We start from the raw sequence: 17988 nt of genomic DNA, 5'->3' as shown, positions 1-17988 counted from the left end.
TCGGTCTTGCGCCGGATCACATCGTGAGTTCGAGCTTGCGCATCTCCTGCAGGCGCGCCAGGCAATAATCTCGGTACAATGCGTTGATGAGGTCCCACATGACCAATCCCCTTTGGTTCAATGGTGACAGCCTAGACCCGGATTGTTTCGGGCCGGCTTCGCGCCGCCGGGAAAATGGTTTCGTGGGGCGTGCAGCCGCGCGGCGTCATCGACAGACGATGAATTTCCGGATCACCCAGCCCAGCGGGCGGGCGGTGGCGTCGGCGATATAGACCCACGGCTCGCCGCCGCGGTCCCTTGCCTGATCGAGGATCCGCGCACGGGTCCCGTTCGCGACGGTGCCGACGATGGTGCCGTTAGGGGACGTGCGCACGTTCAACGGCGTCGATGTCGGATCGGCGATGACGCAATTGGTGCCGGCCATGCTCTCGCCGCGGCCCCGATCGGGCGTCTCGCGCGTCCCTGACAGCGATTTCTCGTCATTGCCGACGCTGCCGCCGCTACTGCCGGCCTGCGCCAGCGCCGCCTGCGGGCTCGCGAGCAGCAGCGCGGTGCAAACCACCAGATCACGCAATGTCGGCATCGGACGGGCTCACCGGCGGGTGAAGAGGGCGGGATCAGCATGGACCAGCGGCAAAATTGGCGTCAACATCCACCGTGATGGAATGCAGCCGGCAATATCGATCGTTGGGAGCACCTGCGATGCGCTCGGTTCTGGCTCTTGGTCTGCTGGTCATGCTGTGCGTGCCCGCGGATGCGGCGCCGCGCCGCCACCCCCGCGCGCGCGAGCCCGTGGCGACCCGTCCACCCGCGGAGGCGCCCCAGCCCCGGCCGGGCGCCCGCTTCGCGGTGCCGGGCTGGAGCGACGAGTCGACGCAACGATGGCTCGACAAGGCCACGGAGGGTCTCGGCGGCGGGTAGTCGGGCGCGGCCGCGCGCCACCAGCTCAACCCTCGTCGTCCGCCCCCTCGTCCTGGGCGCTGGAGGCCGAGCGGCCGCTGAACCGGCGCGACACCGCGGTGGCCCGGCCCGACTGCATGCTCTCCATCTCGCGCATCTCCTTGCGCAGCCGCCGCGCCGCGCGCATCGCCTTCTTGATGTGCGGATTGGGCGAGTCCTCGTCGAAAAACAGCACCACCTCGCAGCTCGGGCACTGGCGCGAATAACCGTTCTGCAGGCGCTTGGCGCGATCGCGAAACACGTTCTTGCAGCGGGTGCAGCGGATCTGGACGGAATCTTCCATGACGGTCCCGAAATGCCCGGTCGCGGCGGCGGTCGGCGTCGCTCGCCGTGGAGAAAAGAAAAACAACGAGGGGAAAACCATTGTCGATCAATCTTCACAAATCGTGAAACGATGCTGCACCCGTCACGGGCGGCCATTCGCGCGCGCCGCCGTGGTCGTGATGTCGAGGCCTATCTTGCAGGATGCGGCGACGGAGCGCCGCAACGCGGGCGCGTGGCGCGCGGGGAATTTTGCATCCGTCACTTTTTCCGGACCGATGTGAGCTGCTTCACGCGCATCGGCGGCCGATCCGCTGCAGATTTGAGCTTGGACGCGAACAGAAGGAGTCGCGGACATGAGCGCAAAGCCATCGAGTGGAATCCCTGACTGGCTGACGACGGATCTGATCGTCATTGCGGTCGCTCTCGCAATCATTGCGTTCGGCGTGTGGATCGATCCGTGGTAGCCGTTGCCATCCCGGGGCGCAGGCCTGCGCGCATTGCGGCGGCCGGCGCCCTGCCATGGTCAAACCCGAGAAAACAACCCCATGCAAAGTAGCCGGCGGCTGCCGGCAGCCGATACGGCCCCTTGACACGTCGGGCAAGTCACCGGTATTCTTCCAATATTCCGAAATTGTGCCGACGCAGGACTGGCCGCGAAAACGCCGCGAGGAGGGCCACGTGGCGCATTGACGGCTGCGGGTCCCGTTGTCCATCATCCGACCCTCAGCGCGGTGAGGTCCCGGGAGTGGCAGCCATGGTACAGAACATCGTCGCCGGACTAGTCGTCGTCGCCCTGATCGTGATTGCCGCGATCAGCTACGCCCAGGAGCACCAGGAGTGCTGGAGCGGGCATATCATCAAGACCTTGAAGCCCTGCGGATCGGTTACCCCGTCGATCTAGCGGGCTTGGGCGAGCGAGCGGCCGGAGGAGGGGTGGTATAGCAGCACGGGATGGCGACGCGGTCTCCGATGTCGAGACTACCGCTTGGCGTGAAAATCAAACCACTCGCCGAGGCGATTCTTGCCGGCGCGTTCGTCGATGTCCTTCAGGAATGCCCAAAGCCGTCTGACTTCGCTGACCGAGCGCCACCGGCCGGGCGTGTCCTCGGCGAATGGACCGGACGCGCCCAAAGGAAATTTCCGGCCTTGGAAAGACCGTACACCCAACGTTCGCTTGATCGCTGCCCTCAACGCCTTCTTGGGAAAACCAGAGAGCAAGCCATCAATTCTCATCAACGATGGAACCGGCTGCGCGCGCGTCACCTGGCTGATGATCTTGAACTGCCGATATCCCAGCGAGTCGAGCAGATCGAGATCGACCCCGCCATCTTTGTGTGACATTTCGATGGACAGATAAGGAGGCGCGGTATGGCTGGTGAAACCTCTCACGCAACACCGGTCATTACCTTCGATATCCACCTTGCAATAAAGCGGAACGCCAAACTCTTCGACGATCGAGGAAAATCTTCTGGTTGCTATTTGCACGGCGCGATGAGGCGTCCCGTCGCGTGACGCTATGCTTTTGTTGAAAGACGACCACTCGGTAACGTCTGACATCCAGAATTCAGCTGTGCCATCGTCGTCCGCCACTCCGACCTCCAGCAGAGTGTAACGACCTTCCCGGATCTCCGGCTCGAACTTCTCCCTCAGCTTTTCAGCCAAGACCGGGCTCGCCTCTATGCCGAGTACCCTGTATCCCCGCCAGAGATAGTAGGTGGAGTCGGTTCCGTCATTTACGCCCACATCATATATCAGGTGGTTCGCACCCACTTTTCGCTCTGCCGCTAAATGCGCCCTTGCAGATAGCGAAATATCGCTCGGCTCTGCTCTTGCCATCGTGGCCCCTCGCAACCGCTGATCGTGTTCGAAGCGATACTGGCGCAGTGGCAAGGCCTAAGTGAGGCGCAGGTGGGATACGACATCGGGGGGCATCGGCCTTTCCTTTTTCTTCATTCCTTTAAGCCTTTCCCGCACCTGAGATCCTCAGTTCAAACGATCGCAGAGGCACCCGATACGCCATACCGTCAATTGGTTCCGTGATGTTCCAGTTGAAGTTCGGCCGGACGTTCGCAACCCCGGCAGGACCGTGGTGCCGCGGGGCGCCTTGTCCCTTGCTGCTATACGCGCGCCCGTTCGAAGGCCTGGTCCAATGCGCGGAGCGCGACGGGCCGCATCAAGGCATAACCCGCAACGTTGGGGTGGACACCATCAGGCATGACGGCCGCCTTTCTGGCTTCATCCATCTCTCCGAATGCGGTTCGATAGTCGGCAAGGACATGCCCTCGCGCTCTTGCGATATCCTCGATCCAGCCATTCATGCGCCGGATCCAGGGTTTGGCATCGACCTCCGGCGCCCATGCGAACCGGTCGTAGTCGGCGTAGTTGCCGAGGATCACCCGCAGGCCATGCGCATCGGCGAGTGTCAGCATCGCCAGCACGTTGTTCTGATAGTCGCGGAAGGTCGTCGGGCCGGTATTGCCGGCGATGTCGTTGCAGCCGCACAGAATGTGAACCACCCTGGGCCCGAGTGCGACGACATCCGCCATGAAGCGCAGCAGGATCTGCGGCGTGGTCTGCCCACCGATGCCACGCCCGACAATCCCGTTCGAGAACAGCTCGGTATCAACGTGAGGCCATGCCTCGGTCAGGGAATCCCCGATGAACACCGCGCGCGGCGGCGCCGTGATTGCGGCATTGCTGTCCCGGTAATGACCAAGGTTCGGCCAGTCGTGAGCTGGATCAATCTCTCCGGTTCGACCGCTGAGATGCTCGATCATTCCGGTTGGGCCCATCACGCAAGCTCCCTAGCGCAGTTCAATCAGATCCTCCCGGCGCCGGCCCGGCTCAGCCATGCGGTTTACCGGCCGTCCCCTCAAGTGGTGTGTCGGGTATCCGCCCCTCGGCCATTGCCTCTATGGTCTCGATAAGGTGCTGACGCGTCGCCCGATTCTTGATCGAGCGAAATGCTCGCAGCAGTCGGAAAATGTCCGCTGCATCTCGAGCGAGTTGTTCCTTCGTCAAAATAGATCCCCGTGACAATCCGGCGGGACGCCTCATCGGCCGTGGGCCGAAGAATCGCACCCCTTAAACAATGGAACCAAACCTACCGCGAGCCAGCCGTGTTTCAATCAGGAGGCGGGGCCGTGGTTTTACGGGATGGTTGCCAGGGATTTCGGGCCGCAATGGACGCGGATCGCCACGGATTGGTCTAATCCGGATTCAATTGACCTTCAGGTTGCCGGATGATGCGGCATCGTCTTAGGGCATCGCGCGCCGGTCTCTCAAGAAAGGAATAAGTCAGGGAGGAGAACGCGAATGTCGTGCCGATCAATGCCACCTGAACGGGAGCCGTCCACATTACAGGCCTACCGAAGAGGTAGAAAAATGCCAGATACGAGATGAAGTGCACCATGTAGATCGAATAGGAGATGACGCCGATGTAATGAGCAGGTGACGATTCAAGCAGGCGCGATGATCGAGAATAAGGGTCTGTTGCCGCCAGCACGATAAACGGAAACAGGAACGTCACCGTGTGAGACCGCACAATGCCGAGATACGAAAGCGTCAACGCGGCTGCGAAGCATAGCCAGAGCGCTGTCGAAAATCTCGTGCAGAGCGAGTGTATCTGGTCGCGCTGCTCGTAACTCCAGAAAGCGATCCAGCCCATCGAAAATGCCGAAATGCCTCGTATCGTTTCTCCCCAGGTCCTCCAGACATTCGCATCATGAGGGACTGTGTTCGTCGCCGGATCGTAGAATGATATTTGGGCGGCGAAGCAGGCGGCCGAGAGTACCACCAATAGCAGAAGCCTGGCGTTCTCAGATGCTGGCGGCCTCAGGCGCAGCAATATCGGAAACACAACCACGTAACAGAGCGATTCGATCGACACCGACCACGACTGTGTGTTCCAGTGAACGCCCGTTCCGATAATCGGCCAGCTATTCACCATCAGCACTTGCCGCACAAAATCGGAGAAGGCCGCGACTGCAGGATATGTAGCCGGAACGATCTGGGCTGGTAGGGTATATGCTGCTCCGACGACGATCAGCGTGACGATGTAAAGCGGATAAATCCGCGCCACCCTCGCCACCAGATATTGCGAGAAACGAAAGTCGGTAGCGGCGTATACGTACGACAGCGTGAATCCGCTCAAGCAAAAAAACAGATCGACTGCGGAGTAGAACCAGTCGAAAAAATCCGCGAGATGATAGGGCAGCTTGAGGTTGTAGTGCCCCAACATGACAACGACCGCGGCGACGCCGCGCAGTCCAGTTAACGCCCTAAGATGAGGGCGGGGTTCAATATGCTGAGAATCCAAATTAGCGCCCCTTCAAAAATGACGCGAGCCTATCACCACAACCAAGCTCGAGCAGGTCCCTGGTTTTTACGGGACGCCCAATTGTCGGTATTACGGGTGACGGTGCATTTACAGGTCATCACGCGGTTCGCGGGACACCTGCTATTAAATGCACTGTCACCGTAATGACATCGCCACACTGCTGGAGACCTGTAATATGAATGACGTCGATCCGCACGCTTGGCTCACGCGTATATGGCCGCCGGATTGGACCGGAAGCCAGTTGAACCATCCCAGACGAAGAAATGTCACCACCCCTGAGGTATGGAGGGGGCCGCGCCTTAACGCCCTCACTAGCAGGTTCTTTGCTGGCAACCGAGGCTAACCCCTCGACATCCGTGCGCAACTTCAAGCACATTGCGCTGGAAACCTGAGAGTCCGCGCCGAACAAATCGACGGCCTGCTAGTTAGCTGGACCACAGGAGTAAGAAGACGACACTACCAGAGAAGGCGAGGACCTGATCCTTCAGGTTCACACGAGATAGACGAGCTAGCCGCCGCTTTACACACTGTTGGAGGACCTAGGCTATGGCCAATTTCTGCGCGCCGCCCGGCGTACCCCTCGGCGACACGACGGGCTATTTCCCCGAAGGCGGTGCTGGTGGACCACTGTCAGTCGGTCGGATGACGATTAAGACAAGAGAACGCAAGGAAGTCGGTCTGGAGTTTTACAAGGTCAACAACAGGGAGTTGTGGCTGAAATCGACAAACGACCGGGTTGTTAAGGTCGTAAGTGAGAAGGTCCACAACGACATCGAAAAAATCTACACGTTGCAGGCAGGCGATCTCGTCGAGAAAGTCACCGTCGAGGCGGGCCTGGATCAATCGGCATGGATCAAGCTCGAAGTCGTGATGGTGCTTGACCGGACGCCCGATAAGCTCACGAAGGCAGAGATTCTCGCGTTGCTGCGGCAGACCGTAACTTTGAACGAACTTAAATTGCAGCTGGGATTAGGCCCGGTTACGAACCAGGCGTTAGCTCGATTTGTCATCAGCAAGGGCGTAACAATCCGAGACTTCGGAGGCCCTGACCCATCTGATGAAATTGAGAAGCAGTACGGCGAAATAAAAGAGTTGCACGAGCCCTACGATCGCCGCCGTCGAACAATTTATGTGCGAGATGGACTCAATCCGCTGCACAAGGAAGCCGTCGAAGGGTGGTGGACACCAGAAGAGGCGGAAGAAGAGTGGCTTAAGCTGTCGGCGGATCAAAATAGGGAAGCTTGGTATGCGCTTGCCCAAGAAATGCAGCGCTTCGGGCCGCCCCGCTCAGTCCGCCGAACCGCAGACTACGGGCGAGGGGAGCCCAGACCAGGAGACGCGTTTAGGGGTGCAGGACCTGGTCGCGTACAAGCAGAGCCGACCCTTACGGATCCAGGAGGAGCCAATCCAATCAACCCTCCAGACTTGGAAGGATTTCGCAGCAACGAGAATTGCGTGGCCTGCACGGCGGCGATGTTAAAAAACCAATTTGTCAAGGGAGCAGGTGCCAAAGCTGCTGACTTTGAAACTATGACGCCCACGCTCAAGGGATCGACTGCTGCAAGCCAGGTTGCCTTCGCAATCGGCGCGCGTTCCGAATTCAAAGGCGACTTTGGAGGAAAGGCGCCCCTACCGGATGGACACTACGCGGTAACTATGAGGAATCCTCGTGGTGGTGGCCACATAACCTACGGCCAGGTAAGGAATAATGGGCAGGTGCGCATCATTTACGACGCCCAGAATGCCAAATTATATGAACTGGAAGTTTTCCTCCGCGAATATCCCGGCGCTCGGGACGGAATGGGAGCATTTCTCATGCAGCCGAAGTGAAGGCATTACGGGTATTACGTTGACAGTGCATTTAGCAGGTCACCACGCGGTTCGCGGACGCGTACCCATTAAGTGCACTGTCACCGTAATGTGGCGGGTCTTTGGTCATGGTCGACGCACTACAACGCCGGTGCGTACGTTTCTGCAAGTCTATGTGACCCACCAGAACATGCGTTCCAAAAGGTGGGTCGCATTGGCCTAAATTGTGGAGTGATTTCAGTATGCGTTTTTGCCGCTGGCGATCCCGGCAGGATTCGAACCTGCAACCCGCGGAGTAGAAATCCGCTACTCTATCCAGTTGAGCTACGGGACCGTGGCGGCCTTGTAGCACCGTCAATATGAAAAATCCGCTTTTTCGCCAAGCCGGACCGAACCGGAATTTGTGGTCGGGCGACAAAGGCGTGCAGGGGTGTGCCGCAGGGGCGTTCCCCTTGCGTCTGTCCGGCCGGCCGCGCGATGTGGCGGCGCCGGGTAAGCGCGGGTCGAAGGATTGCCGGCAATGCAAGCTGTGACGTATTCGTCCGTTCATCTCGCCTTCACTCCGTCACGTTTTCGCGCATGTTTTAGCCGCACGCGGGCAGAGGTCCGCGGCGCCCTTGGGAGCTCCATCATGATCGGTTTGGTTCGGGCCGCCGCAGTTTGCGCCGCGCTGGCGCTTGGAGTTGGCTTTGGCATCGTGAGCGCCGCGGCCGCAGACAAGGCCTTCAAGCGCGACGATCTGGCCGATTCGGCGGTCAAGCTGGAGACCCAGATCAAGACCGAGGCGGGCCCCGTCAACAAGCCGGCGGCGAGCCTGCGCACCGACGCGGATGCGGCGCTGGCGAAGAACGACGCCCGCACCGGGCTGCGCATCCTCGGCCAGATCGCGGCGGTGGCGCCGGAGGACGGCGCCAACTGGCTCAAGCTGGCCAAGACCATCTTCCAGATCCGCACCGTCTCGTCCAGCGAGCAGACCTTTCTGATGGAGCGCGCCTCGACCGCGGCCTACATCGCCTATCAGCGCGCCGGCAATGCCGGCGAGGAAGCGGATGCGCTGGCCGTGCTCGGCAAGGCGCTGTCGGAGCGAAAACTGTGGCGGCCGGCGCTCGATGCGCTGCGGCTGTCGCTCGACATCCGCGAGGTCGCCGATATCAGAGGCCAATACGAGCGGATGCGCGACGAGCACGGTTTCCGGCTGCTCGACTACACCGTCGATTCCGATTCGGCTTCGCCCAGGGCCTGCTTCCAGTTCTCCGAGGAACTCGCAAAGCGCGTCGACTTCGCGCCGTTCCTCGCGCTGGCCGGCACCGACAAGCCGGCGCTGTCGGCCGAGGGCAAGCAGCTCTGCGTCGACGGGCTGAAGCACGGCGAGCGCTACAACATCAATTTGCGCGCCGGCCTGCCGTCCGGCGTCAAGGAGGGCTTACCGAAATCGGCCGAGTTCAACATCTATGTCCGCGACCGCAAGCCGTTCGTGCGCTTCACCGGCCGCGCCTATGTGCTGCCGCGCACCGGACAGCGCGGCATCCCGCTGGTCAGCGTCAACACGCCGGCGGTGACCATCGACGTGTTCCGGATCGGCGACCGCAACCTGATCAATACCGTGATCGATTCCGACTTCCAGAGCACGCTGAGCCGCTACCAGCTCACCGACCTCGGCGACCAGCGCGGCGTCAAGGTCTGGTCCGGCGAGCTGTCGACCGCGACGACGCTGAACCAGGACGTCGTCACGGCGTTCCCGGTCGACCAGGCGCTCGGCGATCTGCAGCCGGGCGTCTATGTGATGACGGCGGCGGCGAAGAGCCCGGGGTCCGACGAGGACAGCTCGCTGGCGACGCAGTGGTTCATCGTCTCCGACATGGGCCTGTCGGCGTTCTCCGGCAATGACGGTATTCATGTGTTCGTCAACTCGCTGGCCTCGACCGAGCCGGTCGCCAATGCCGAGGTGAAGCTGGTCGCCCGCAACAACGAGATCCTGGCCACCCGCAAGACCGATGCCGCCGGCCACGTGTTGTTCGAGCAAGGGCTCGCGCGCGGCGAGGGCGGGCTGTCGCCGGCGCTGCTCACCGTGATGGGCGAGAAGGCCGACTATGCCTTCCTCAGCCTGAAGACCAACGCCTTCGACCTCACCGACCGCGGGGTTGCCGGACGCGCGATCCCGCTCGGGGCCGACGCCTTCGTCTATGCCGAGCGCGGCGTCTACCGCTCCAACGAGACCGTCTATCTCACCGCGCTGCTGCGCGACGGACAGGGCAATGCCTTGACCGGGACGCCGCTCACCATGGTGATCGAGCGGCCCGACGGCGTCGAATTCCGCCGCGCCGTGCTGCCCGACCAGGGCGCCGGCGGCCGCTCGCTGGCGGTGGCGCTGAACTCGGCGGTGCCGTCCGGCACCTGGCGCGCCCGCGTCTTCACCGACCCCAAGGCAAGCTCGGTCGGCGAAACCACCTTCATGGTCGAGGACTACATCCCTGAGCGGATCGAATTCGATCTCACCAGCAAGGAGAAGACCATCAAAGCCGAAGTTCCAGTGGAACTTCAGGTCAGCGGCCACTTCCTCTATGGCGCGCCGGCCTCCGGCCTGCAGCTCGAGGGCGACATGCTGGTGACGTCAGCGGCGTCGGGGAGGCCGGGCTATCCCGGCTACCAGTTCGGCGTCGCCGACGAGGAGAGCGCGAGCAACGAGCGCACCCCGATCGCAGACCTCCCCGAGGCCGACGACAAGGGCGCGGCGACGTTCCCGGTCAAGCTCGAGAAGGCGCCGACCTCGACCCGGCCGCAGGAGGCCCAGATCTTCATCCGCATGGCGGAGACCGGCGGCCGCTCGGTCGAGCGCAAGATCGTGCTGCCGGTGGCGCCCGCGACTTCGCTGATCGGCATCAAGCCTGTATTCGGCGACAAGAGCGTGGCCGAAGGCGACAAGGCCGAGTTCGACGTCTTGTTCGTCGCGCCCGACGGCAAGCAGCTGGCGCGCAGCGGGCTGCGCTACGAGCTGTTGAAGCTGGAGTCGCGCTACCAGTGGTACCGGCAGAACTCGTCGTGGAATTACGAGCCGGTGAAGTCGACCCGCCGCGTCGCCGACGGTGACGTCAACCTGGTCGCCGACAAGGCGCAGCGGCTGACGTTCCAGCCGCAGCCCGGCCGCTACCGGCTCGACGTCAAGTCGACCGATGCCGACGGTCCGGTCACCTCGGTGCAGTTCGACGTCGGCTGGTATTCCGACGGCAGCGCCGACACGCCTGACCTGCTGGAGACCTCGATCGACCGGCCGGAATACGCCTCCGGCGACACCGTGACTGTTACGGTGAATGCGCGCACCGCCGGCAAGCTCACGGTCTATGTGCTCGGCGACCGCCTGCTGACGACGCAAAGCGTCGACGTCAAGGAAGGCACCCAGCAGGTGAAAATCCCGGTCGGCAAGGACTGGGGCACCGGCGCCTATGTGCTGACGACGCTGCGCCGTCCGCTCGACGTCGCCGCCGGCCGCATGCCGGGCCGTGCGATCGGTTTGAAATGGTTCGGCATCGACAAGAAGACCCGCACGCTCGCGGTCGAGCTGCCGCCGCCCGCTTTGGTGCGGCCGGGCTCGACGCTGAAGATCCCGGTCAAACTCGGCGGGCTCAATCCCGGCGAGGACGCCAAGGTGGTGCTGGCCGCCGTCGATGTCGGCATCCTCAACCTCACCAACTACAAGCCGCCGGCGCCGGATGATTACTATCTCGGCCAGCGCCGCCTCACCGCCGAGATCCGCGACCTCTATGGCCAGCTGATCGACGGCATGCAGGGCACGGCCGGCCAGATCCGCAGCGGCGGTGACGCAGGGGGAGCCGAGCTGCAGGGCTCGCCGCCGACGCAAAAGCCGCTGGCGCTGTATTCCGGCATCGTCACCGTCGGCCCCGACGGCACCGCCGAGATCAGCTTCGACATCCCGGAGTTCGCCGGCACCGCGCGGGTCATGGCGGTGGCATGGAGCGCGACCAAACTCGGCCGCGCCACCACCGACGTGATCATCCGCGATCCCGTGGTGCTGACCGCGACCTTGCCGCGCTTCCTGCTCACCGGCGACAAGGGCACGCTGAGCCTGGACATCGACAATGTCGAGGGCGCCGCCGGCAATTTCGCCGTCGGCGTCAAGACCACCGGACCGGTCAAGGTCTTGGGCAATCCGACCACGACCTTGAAACTGAACGCCAAGCAGCGCTCGTCGATGTCGCTCGGCCTCGAGGCGGGCGGCGCCGGACGTGGTGAATTCGACGTCGCGATCACCGGACCGAACGGGCTGACACTGGCGCGGCACTATGCGATCGACGTCAAGCCGGCGACGCAAGTGCTGGCGCGGCGCTCGATCCGCACCCTGGCGAAGGGCGAGAGCCTGACGCTGACCGCGGACATGTTCTCCGACCTCGTGCCGGGCACCGGCAGCGTCTCGCTCTCGGCGTCGCTGTCGACCGCGCTCGACGCCGCGAGCATCTTGAAGGCGCTCGACCGCTATCCCTATGGCTGCTCCGAGCAGATTACCAGCCGCGCGCTGCCGCTGCTCTATGTCAACGATCTCGCTGCCGGCGCCCATCTGGCGATGGACACCGCCGTCGACCAGCGCATCCGCGACGCGATCGAGCGGCTGTTGGCACGGCAGGGCTCCAACGGCTCGTTCGGCCTGTGGTCGGCGGGCGGCGACGATGCCTGGCTCGATGCCTATGTCACGGACTTCCTGACCCGCGCCCGTGAAAAGGGCTTTGCGGTGCCGGACGTACTGTTCAAGAACGCGCTCGACCGCATCCGCAATTCGGTGGTCAACGCCAACGAGCCGGAGAAGGACGGCGGCCGCGATCTGGCCTACGGCCTCTACGTGCTCGCGCGCAACGGCGCCGCGCCGATCGGCGACCTGCGCTATCTCGCCGACACCAAGCTGAACAATCTGGCGACGCCGATCTCCAAGGCGCAGCTTGCCGCGGCGCTGGCGCTGGTCGGCGACAAGGCGCGCGCGGAGCGGGTCTATGGCTCCGCGCTCGACGCGCTGAACCCGAAGCCGGTCTTCGAGTTCGGCCGGGTCGATTACGGCTCGGCGCTGCGCGATGCGGCGGCGCTGGTCTCGCTGGCCGGCGAGGGCAACGCGCCGCGTGCGACGTTGACCCAGGCGGTGCTGCGGGTCGAAGCCGCGCGCGGGCTCACGCCCTACACCTCGACGCAGGAGAATGCGTGGATGGTGCTGGCGGCGCGCGCGCTCGCCAAGGAGACGCTGACGCTCGACATCAACGGCCAGCCGGTCAAGACCGCGGTCTATCGCAGCTACAAGGCCGAGGAGATGGTGAGCCAGCCGCTGAAGATCACCAACACCGGCGATGCGCCGGTGCAGGCGGTGATCTCGGTGTCGGGCTCGCCGGTCACGCCGGAGCCCGCCGCCGCCAACGGCTTCAAGATCGAGCGCAGCTATTTCACGCTCGACGGCAAGCCGGCCGACGTCACCAAGGCGAAACAGAACGACCGTTTCGCTGTTGTCCTCAAGGTCACCGAGGCGCGGCCGGAATTCGGGCACATCATGGTGGCCGACTATCTGCCGGCCGGGCTCGAGATCGACAATCCGCATCTGGTGTCGTCGGGCGATTCCGGCACGCTGAGCTGGATCGAGGACGGCGTGGAAGCCAAGAACACCGAGTTCCGCGATGACCGCTTCACCGCGGCGATCGACCGTGCCGCCAACGACAAGTCGGTGTTCACGGTCGCCTATGTCGTGCGCGCGGTCTCGCCCGGCAAATACGTGCTGCCGCAGGCCTATGTCGAGGACATGTACAATCCCTCGCGCTACGGCCGCAGCGGCACCGGCGCGGTCGAGGTCAGGCCGGCGAAATGAGCGGGACGGCGACCATGGCGCCGGCGCGGCCATCGCGCTGGCGATGGCTCAAACTGGCGGCGGCAGGCTGTGCCGTCGCCGGCATGCTTGCGACCGGCGCCTTCGTCGCCTGGGTCGCCTCGCTCGGGCCGCTGCCGCTCGATCAGGCCCGGCAGGTTTCGACCACGGTGATCGACCGCAACGGCAAACTGCTGCGCGCCTATGCGATGGCGGACGGGCGCTGGCGGCTGCCGGCTGACGCGAAGACTTCGGTCGATCCGACCTATCTGAAGCTCTTGTTCGCCTACGAGGACAAGCGCTTCCACGAGCATCACGGCGTCGATCCGCTGGCGCTGTCGCGCGCGGCGCTGCAGCTCGGTACGCGCGGTCACATCGTCTCCGGCGGCTCGACCATCACGATGCAGCTGGCGCGGTTGATGGAGCCGCGGCAGCAGCGCTCGCTGTACGCAAAACTGCGGCAGATGGTGCGCGCGGTCGAGCTTGAGCAGCAGCTCTCCAAGGAAGAAATCCTCGATCTCTATCTCGCGCTGGCGCCGTTCGGCGGCAATCTCGAAGGCGTGCGCGCCGCCTCGATCGCCTATTTCGGCAAGGAGCCGAAACGGCTGTCGCTGGCCGAAGCCGCACTGCTGGTGGCCTTGCCGCAATCGCCGGAGCGGCGGCGGCTCGATCGCCATCCGGAGGCGGCGCAGATAGCGCGCAACCGCGTGCTCGACCGCATGGTCGAGGACGGCGTAGTCTCGAAGGACGACGCGGCGCAGGCCAAGGCGACGGCTGTGCCGAAGATGCGCAAGCAGATCCCGATCCTGGCGCCGCATTCCGCCGACCAGGCGGTCGCGACCATGAAGGACGCGCCGGTCATCAGGCTGACGCTGGACGCGACGCTGCAGAAAAACCTCGAGGCGCTGGCGCATGACCGTGCCGTGGTGCAGGGGCCGGACATTTCGGTCGCGATCATCGCGGTCGACAATGAGAGCGGCGACGTGCTGGCGCGGGTCGGCTCGCCGGATTATTTCGACGAGCGGCGGGCCGGGCAGGTCGACATGACCCGCGCGGTGCGCTCGCCGGGCTCGACGCTGAAGCCGTTCATCTATGGCCTCGCCTTCGAGGACGGCTTTGTGCATCCGGACAGCCTGATCGAGGATCGCCCGATCCGGTTCGGCACTTATGCGCCGGAAAACTTCGACATGACGTTCCAGGGCACGGTGCCGGTGCGCAAGGCGCTGCAGCTGTCGCTGAACGTGCCGGCGATCGCGCTGCTCGATCGTGTCGGCGCCAGCCGGCTGTCGTCGCGGCTGAAGCAGGCCGGCACCAGCCTGGTACTGCCGAAGGACGAGACGCCGGGCCTTGCGATGGGCCTCGGCGGCGTCGGCGTGACGCTGCAGGATCTCACCCAGCTCTATGCCGGGCTGGCGCGGCTCGGCACGACCAAGCCGCTGCGCGAGATCATGCGCGCCAATGACGAGCGCGACACGATGCGGCTGATGGATCAGGCCGCGGCCTGGCAGGTCGGCAACGTGCTGCTCGGCACGCCGCCGCCGGAGAACGGCGTGCACGGCAGGATCGCGTTCAAGACCGGCACCAGCTACGGCTATCGCGACGCCTGGTCGGTCGGCTTCGACGGCCGCATCACCATCGGCGTCTGGGTCGGCCGTCCGGACGGCGTGCCGGTGCCGGGCCTGGTCGGCCGCGTCTCGGCGGCGCCGATCCTGTTCGATGCCTTCGCGCGCACCGGGAAAATTCCGGCGGCGCTGCCGAAGCCGCCGAAGGGCGTGCTGGTCGCCAGCAACACAAAGCTACCGCCGCCGCTGCGCCGGTTCCGGCCGCTCGGCGAACTGGTGCGCTCCGGCAGCGACCAGGCGCCGCACATCCAGTTCCCGCTGAACGGCTCGCGCATCGACGTCGATCACTCCGAAGGCGGCCGCTATGCGGCGATGCCGGTCAAGGTCGCCGGCGGCGTGCTGCCGCTGACCGTGCTGGTGAACGGTGTCTCAGCCGGGGACATCGACAGCCGCCGCCAGCGCCTGATCGACCCGCCGGGGCCGGGCTTCGCGCGGCTGACCGTGATCGACGCCACTGGCGCCGCGGACACAGTTGTGATCCGCGTGCAATGACCGCGCGGGAAAGCGGAACAGCACGGTTGTTTGCGCTGCGGTTTCATCGTATGCGAAACCCATGGTGGATAGCCTCCAACCCCGCTTTGGAGCAGGGCAACAGTCTGTAAAGCCTGCGCATTCCAGCCGCAGGCTGTTCATGGCGTTCGAATTCGCTACAGCCAGCCAATGGCGTTCGATTCTGTTCCTGACGCTGACCTGCCTGGTGCTGTTCCTGCCGGGCTTCTTCACCATCCCGCCGATCGACCGCGACGAGGTGCGCTTCGCCCAGGCGACCAAGCAGATGGTCGAGAGCGGTGATTTCGTCGACATCCGCTTCCAGGACGACGTCCGCTACAAGAAGCCGGTCGGCATCTACTGGATGCAGGCGGCGACGCTGAAGACGATCTCGGCGCTCGGGGTTCCGCGCGCCCAGGTCCGCATCTGGGTCTACCGGCTGCCGTCGCTGATCGGCGCCATCGGCGCCGTGTTGCTGACATACTGGACGGCGCTGGCGTTCGTGACGCGGCAGGGCGCGGTGCTCGCCGCGCTGATGCTGGCGAGTTGCGTGCTGCTCGGGGTCGAGGCGCGGCTCGCCAAGACCGACGCCATGCTGCTGCTCTCCGTCACCGCGGCGATGGGCGCGATGGCACGGGTCTACATGTCCTGGCAGCGCGGCGAGGATCCCGCGCATCCGTCATGGGGCCCGCCTGCAATCTTCTGGACGGCGCTCGCTGTCGGCATCCTGCTCAAGGGGCCGCTGATCCTGATGTTCGTCGGCCTGACGATGGCCGTGGTCGCGTTCTTCGACCGCTCGATGGCCTGGTTCTGGCGCCTGCGCCCGGTCTGGGGCCTGATGTGGACGCTGGTGCTGGTGCTGCCGTGGTTCGTGCTGATCTTCCTGCGCGCCGGCGACACCTTCTTTGCCGACTCCGTCGGCGGCGACATGCTGAGCAAGCTCGGCGCCCAGGAATCCCATGGCGCGCCGCCCGGCACCTATCTGCTGCTGCTCTGGGTGACGTTCTGGCCCGCCGCGCCGCTCGCCGGCATGGCGGCGCCGGCGGTCTGGCGCGCGCGGCGCGAGCCCGGCGCCCAGTTCCTGCTGGCCTGGCTGGTGCCGTCCTGGATCGTGTTCGAGGCGGTGCTGACCAAGCTGCCGCATTACGTGCTGCCGCTCTATCCGGCGATCGCGATCCTCACCATCGGCGCGCTGGAACGGCGGGTGCTGTCGCGCAACTCCTGGCTGGTGCGCGGCGCCGCCTGGTGGTTCGCGCTGCCGGCGATCGCCGCGGTGCTGGTGATCGTCGGCGCGATCAAGGCGATCCATCAGCCGGTATTTCCGGCCTGGCCGCTGTTTGCCTTCGCGATGGTGTTCGGCCTGATCGCGTGGTGGCTGTTCGAGGACAGCCGCGCCGAGCGCTCTCTGCTCAACGCCGTGGTCGCCGCGGCGCTGCTCGCAGGCGCCACCTACGGCGTGGTGCTGCCGCGGCTCAACACGGTGTTTCCGAGCCAGGAAGTGGCGCGCGCGCTGCGCAACGTCACCTGCGTCGGCCCGAAGGCGGCGGCCGCCGGCTTCCATGAGCCGAGCCTCGTGTTCATGACCGACACCTCGACCTTGCTCACCGATGGATCGGGCGCCGCCGATTTCCTCGCCCATGGCACCTGCCGCTTCGCGCTGGTCGAGCAGCGCTCCGAGCGCGCCTTCGTGCAGCGCGCCGAGGCGATCGGGCTGCGCTACAACGCGCCGGTGCGGGTCGACGGCTACAACATCTCGCAGGGCAAGGCGATCTCGATCGCGATCTTCCGCTCCGAAGGAACGGAGTGAGATGAGATGCCGACACCGGCAATCGTGGAACCATCGCATTATTTTGGACGGTTGCTGACGCTGGTCTGGCTGTCCTTCGCGCAACTGGTGCGCTCGCCGTCGCATTCGCGCCGCGCCGAAGCGGCGCGCCGCTCGGCACGCCACGTGCTGCTGCTCTTCGTCGTTATCGGCGTAGTCATCATCACGCTGATGTATGCGGTCGACGTCGCGGAGATCAGCCTGATGCCGCCGCGCGATACGCCGGGCCTGTGGTGGGTGAAAATGCTCACCAATTTCGGCAAGGACGTCTACGTGCTGTGGACGCTCGGCGGTCTCTTGATTGCGGTCTCGCTGGCGGCGCCGGCGCTGCATGGCACCTCGCGCGCGACCTTGCTCGGCCTCGGGACCCGCCTGCAATATCTGTTTCTGTCGGTTGCGCTGTCGGTGGCCGTGGGCGAAGTGCTGAAATGGATCGTCGGCCGCGGCCGGCCGTTTGTCGGCGGCAAGGCCAATGCCTTCAACTTCCAGCATTTCAACGGCAGCGAAGCCTATGCGAGCCTGCCGTCGGGGCACGCCATCACGGCGTTTGCGCTGGCGTTCGCGGTATCGGCGGTGTGGCCGCGGGCCCGGATCATCATGCTGGTCTATGCGCTGGTGATCGCCGCGACGCGGCTGGTGCTGCTGGCCCATCACCCGAGCGACGTGGTGGCCGGCGCGCTGGTCGGCGTGATCGGCGCCATGGCGGTGCGCTACTGGTTCGCCGCCCGCCGCCTTGGTTTTGCCATTCATCGGGACGGCACGGTCGTGGCGCTGTCCGGGCGCCTCAAAAGGGTTGCGAGGAGCGCCTTCGCCCCATAAAAGCGGTCGCCCG

At 64.5% G+C, this 17988-nt stretch carries 13 protein-coding genes and 1 tRNA gene; 8 read left to right on the top strand and 6 right to left on the bottom strand.

Annotated features, from left to right (window positions below):
* Positions 1-205: 205 nt before the first annotated feature.
* Positions 206-583 carry an SH3 domain-containing protein gene (locus CI41S_RS27660; protein WP_139862466.1) on the bottom strand — a complete coding sequence of 126 codons (378 nt, stop codon included), beginning with the start codon at positions 581-583 and terminating at the stop codon, positions 206-208.
* 119 nt (positions 584-702) lie between these two features.
* Here CI41S_RS27660 and CI41S_RS27655 point away from each other — a divergent pair, with 119 nt between their 5' ends.
* A complete protein-coding gene (locus tag CI41S_RS27655; RefSeq protein WP_139862465.1) occupies positions 703-921 on the top strand; it encodes a hypothetical protein in 219 nt (72 codons plus the stop codon).
* Between the two features lie 25 nt (positions 922-946).
* Here the strand turns inward: CI41S_RS27655 and CI41S_RS27650 are convergent, their stop codons facing one another.
* Positions 947-1243, bottom strand: coding sequence for a hypothetical protein (locus CI41S_RS27650; protein ID WP_139862464.1), 297 nt, complete (start codon positions 1241-1243; stop codon positions 947-949).
* Between CI41S_RS27650 and CI41S_RS27645 the strand changes: the two genes are divergently transcribed.
* Complete coding sequence (locus CI41S_RS27645) at positions 1242-1505, top strand: hypothetical protein (RefSeq protein ID WP_139862463.1); 264 nt, start codon at positions 1242-1244, stop codon at positions 1503-1505. The genes CI41S_RS27650 and CI41S_RS27645 overlap by 2 nt on opposite strands.
* A gap of 473 nt (positions 1506-1978) precedes the next feature.
* Entirely contained in the window at positions 1979-2125 is a 147-nt protein-coding gene (locus CI41S_RS43700; RefSeq protein ID WP_172626929.1) for a hypothetical protein, read from the top strand.
* Between the two features lie 77 nt (positions 2126-2202).
* On the opposite strand, the gene CI41S_RS27640 is transcribed toward CI41S_RS43700, so the two are convergent.
* The 3 genes from CI41S_RS27640 to CI41S_RS27630 all read right to left on the bottom strand — a co-directional run bounded on the left by CI41S_RS27640 (position 2203) and on the right by CI41S_RS27630 (position 5542).
* Positions 2203-3060, bottom strand: a complete 858-nt coding sequence (locus CI41S_RS27640; RefSeq protein ID WP_139862462.1) for an FkbM family methyltransferase — start codon at positions 3058-3060, stop codon at positions 2203-2205.
* Between the two features lie 281 nt (positions 3061-3341).
* Complete coding sequence (locus CI41S_RS27635; protein WP_172628213.1) at positions 3342-4001, bottom strand: GDSL-type esterase/lipase family protein; 660 nt, start codon at positions 3999-4001, stop codon at positions 3342-3344.
* Positions 4002-4432: 431 nt separating this feature from the next.
* Complete coding sequence (locus CI41S_RS27630) at positions 4433-5542, bottom strand: acyltransferase family protein (protein ID WP_244626715.1); 1110 nt, start codon at positions 5540-5542, stop codon at positions 4433-4435.
* Positions 5543-6109: 567 nt separating this feature from the next.
* On the opposite strand from CI41S_RS27630, the gene CI41S_RS27625 reads away from it, so the two are divergent.
* The gene (locus CI41S_RS27625; protein WP_139862460.1) at positions 6110-7393 is read left to right on the top strand and encodes a hypothetical protein; all 1284 of its coding nucleotides are present in this window, start codon (positions 6110-6112) and stop codon (positions 7391-7393) included.
* A gap of 236 nt (positions 7394-7629) precedes the next feature.
* On the opposite strand, the gene CI41S_RS27620 is transcribed toward CI41S_RS27625, so the two are convergent.
* Positions 7630-7706, bottom strand: a tRNA-Arg gene (locus CI41S_RS27620).
* Positions 7707-8003: 297 nt separating this feature from the next.
* Between CI41S_RS27620 and CI41S_RS27615 the strand changes: the two genes are divergently transcribed.
* From CI41S_RS27615 to CI41S_RS27600, 4 genes are all read left to right on the top strand, one after another.
* Positions 8004-13223, top strand: a complete 5220-nt coding sequence (locus CI41S_RS27615) for an alpha-2-macroglobulin family protein (RefSeq protein WP_139862459.1) — start codon at positions 8004-8006, stop codon at positions 13221-13223.
* Positions 13224-13306: 83 nt separating this feature from the next.
* Entirely contained in the window at positions 13307-15334 is a 2028-nt protein-coding gene (pbpC, locus tag CI41S_RS27610; RefSeq protein WP_430650049.1) for a penicillin-binding protein 1C, read from the top strand.
* Between the two features lie 139 nt (positions 15335-15473).
* Complete coding sequence (locus CI41S_RS27605) at positions 15474-17138, top strand: ArnT family glycosyltransferase (RefSeq protein ID WP_430650047.1); 1665 nt, start codon at positions 15474-15476, stop codon at positions 17136-17138.
* Positions 17139-17144: 6 nt separating this feature from the next.
* Positions 17145-17975, top strand: a complete 831-nt coding sequence (locus CI41S_RS27600) for a phosphatase PAP2 family protein (RefSeq protein WP_139483738.1) — start codon at positions 17145-17147, stop codon at positions 17973-17975.
* Positions 17976-17988: the final 13 nt, after the last annotated feature.

The sequence above is a fragment of the Bradyrhizobium ivorense genome, assembly GCF_900696085.1.
GTDB classification, from domain to species: domain Bacteria; phylum Pseudomonadota; class Alphaproteobacteria; order Rhizobiales; family Xanthobacteraceae; genus Bradyrhizobium; species Bradyrhizobium ivorense.
This window is presented reverse-complemented; position numbering and strand designations above follow the sequence as displayed.

What these genes read in the sequence shown, in the direction of transcription:
- CI41S_RS27640 (WP_139862462.1), bottom strand. Translation starts at nt 3,060, where the DNA reads ATGGCAAGAGCAGAGCCGAGCGATATTTCGCTATCTGCAAGGGCGCAT.
- CI41S_RS27625 (WP_139862460.1), top strand. Translation starts at nt 6,110, where the DNA reads ATGGCCAATTTCTGCGCGCCGCCCGGCGTACCCCTCGGCGACACGACG.
- CI41S_RS27600 (WP_139483738.1), top strand. Translation starts at nt 17,145, where the DNA reads ATGCCGACACCGGCAATCGTGGAACCATCGCATTATTTTGGACGGTTG.
- pbpC (WP_430650049.1), top strand. Translation starts at nt 13,307, where the DNA reads ATGCTTGCGACCGGCGCCTTCGTCGCCTGGGTCGCCTCGCTCGGGCCG.
- CI41S_RS43700 (WP_172626929.1), top strand. Translation starts at nt 1,979, where the DNA reads ATGGTACAGAACATCGTCGCCGGACTAGTCGTCGTCGCCCTGATCGTG.
- CI41S_RS27655 (WP_139862465.1), top strand. Translation starts at nt 703, where the DNA reads ATGCGCTCGGTTCTGGCTCTTGGTCTGCTGGTCATGCTGTGCGTGCCC.
- CI41S_RS27660 (WP_139862466.1), bottom strand. Translation starts at nt 583, where the DNA reads ATGCCGACATTGCGTGATCTGGTGGTTTGCACCGCGCTGCTGCTCGCG.
- CI41S_RS27615 (WP_139862459.1), top strand. Translation starts at nt 8,004, where the DNA reads ATGATCGGTTTGGTTCGGGCCGCCGCAGTTTGCGCCGCGCTGGCGCTT.
- CI41S_RS27635 (WP_172628213.1), bottom strand. Translation starts at nt 4,001, where the DNA reads ATGATCGAGCATCTCAGCGGTCGAACCGGAGAGATTGATCCAGCTCAC.
- CI41S_RS27645 (WP_139862463.1), top strand. Translation starts at nt 1,242, where the DNA reads ATGACGGTCCCGAAATGCCCGGTCGCGGCGGCGGTCGGCGTCGCTCGC.
- CI41S_RS27605 (WP_430650047.1), top strand. Translation starts at nt 15,474, where the DNA reads ATGGCGTTCGAATTCGCTACAGCCAGCCAATGGCGTTCGATTCTGTTC.
- CI41S_RS27650 (WP_139862464.1), bottom strand. Translation starts at nt 1,243, where the DNA reads ATGGAAGATTCCGTCCAGATCCGCTGCACCCGCTGCAAGAACGTGTTT.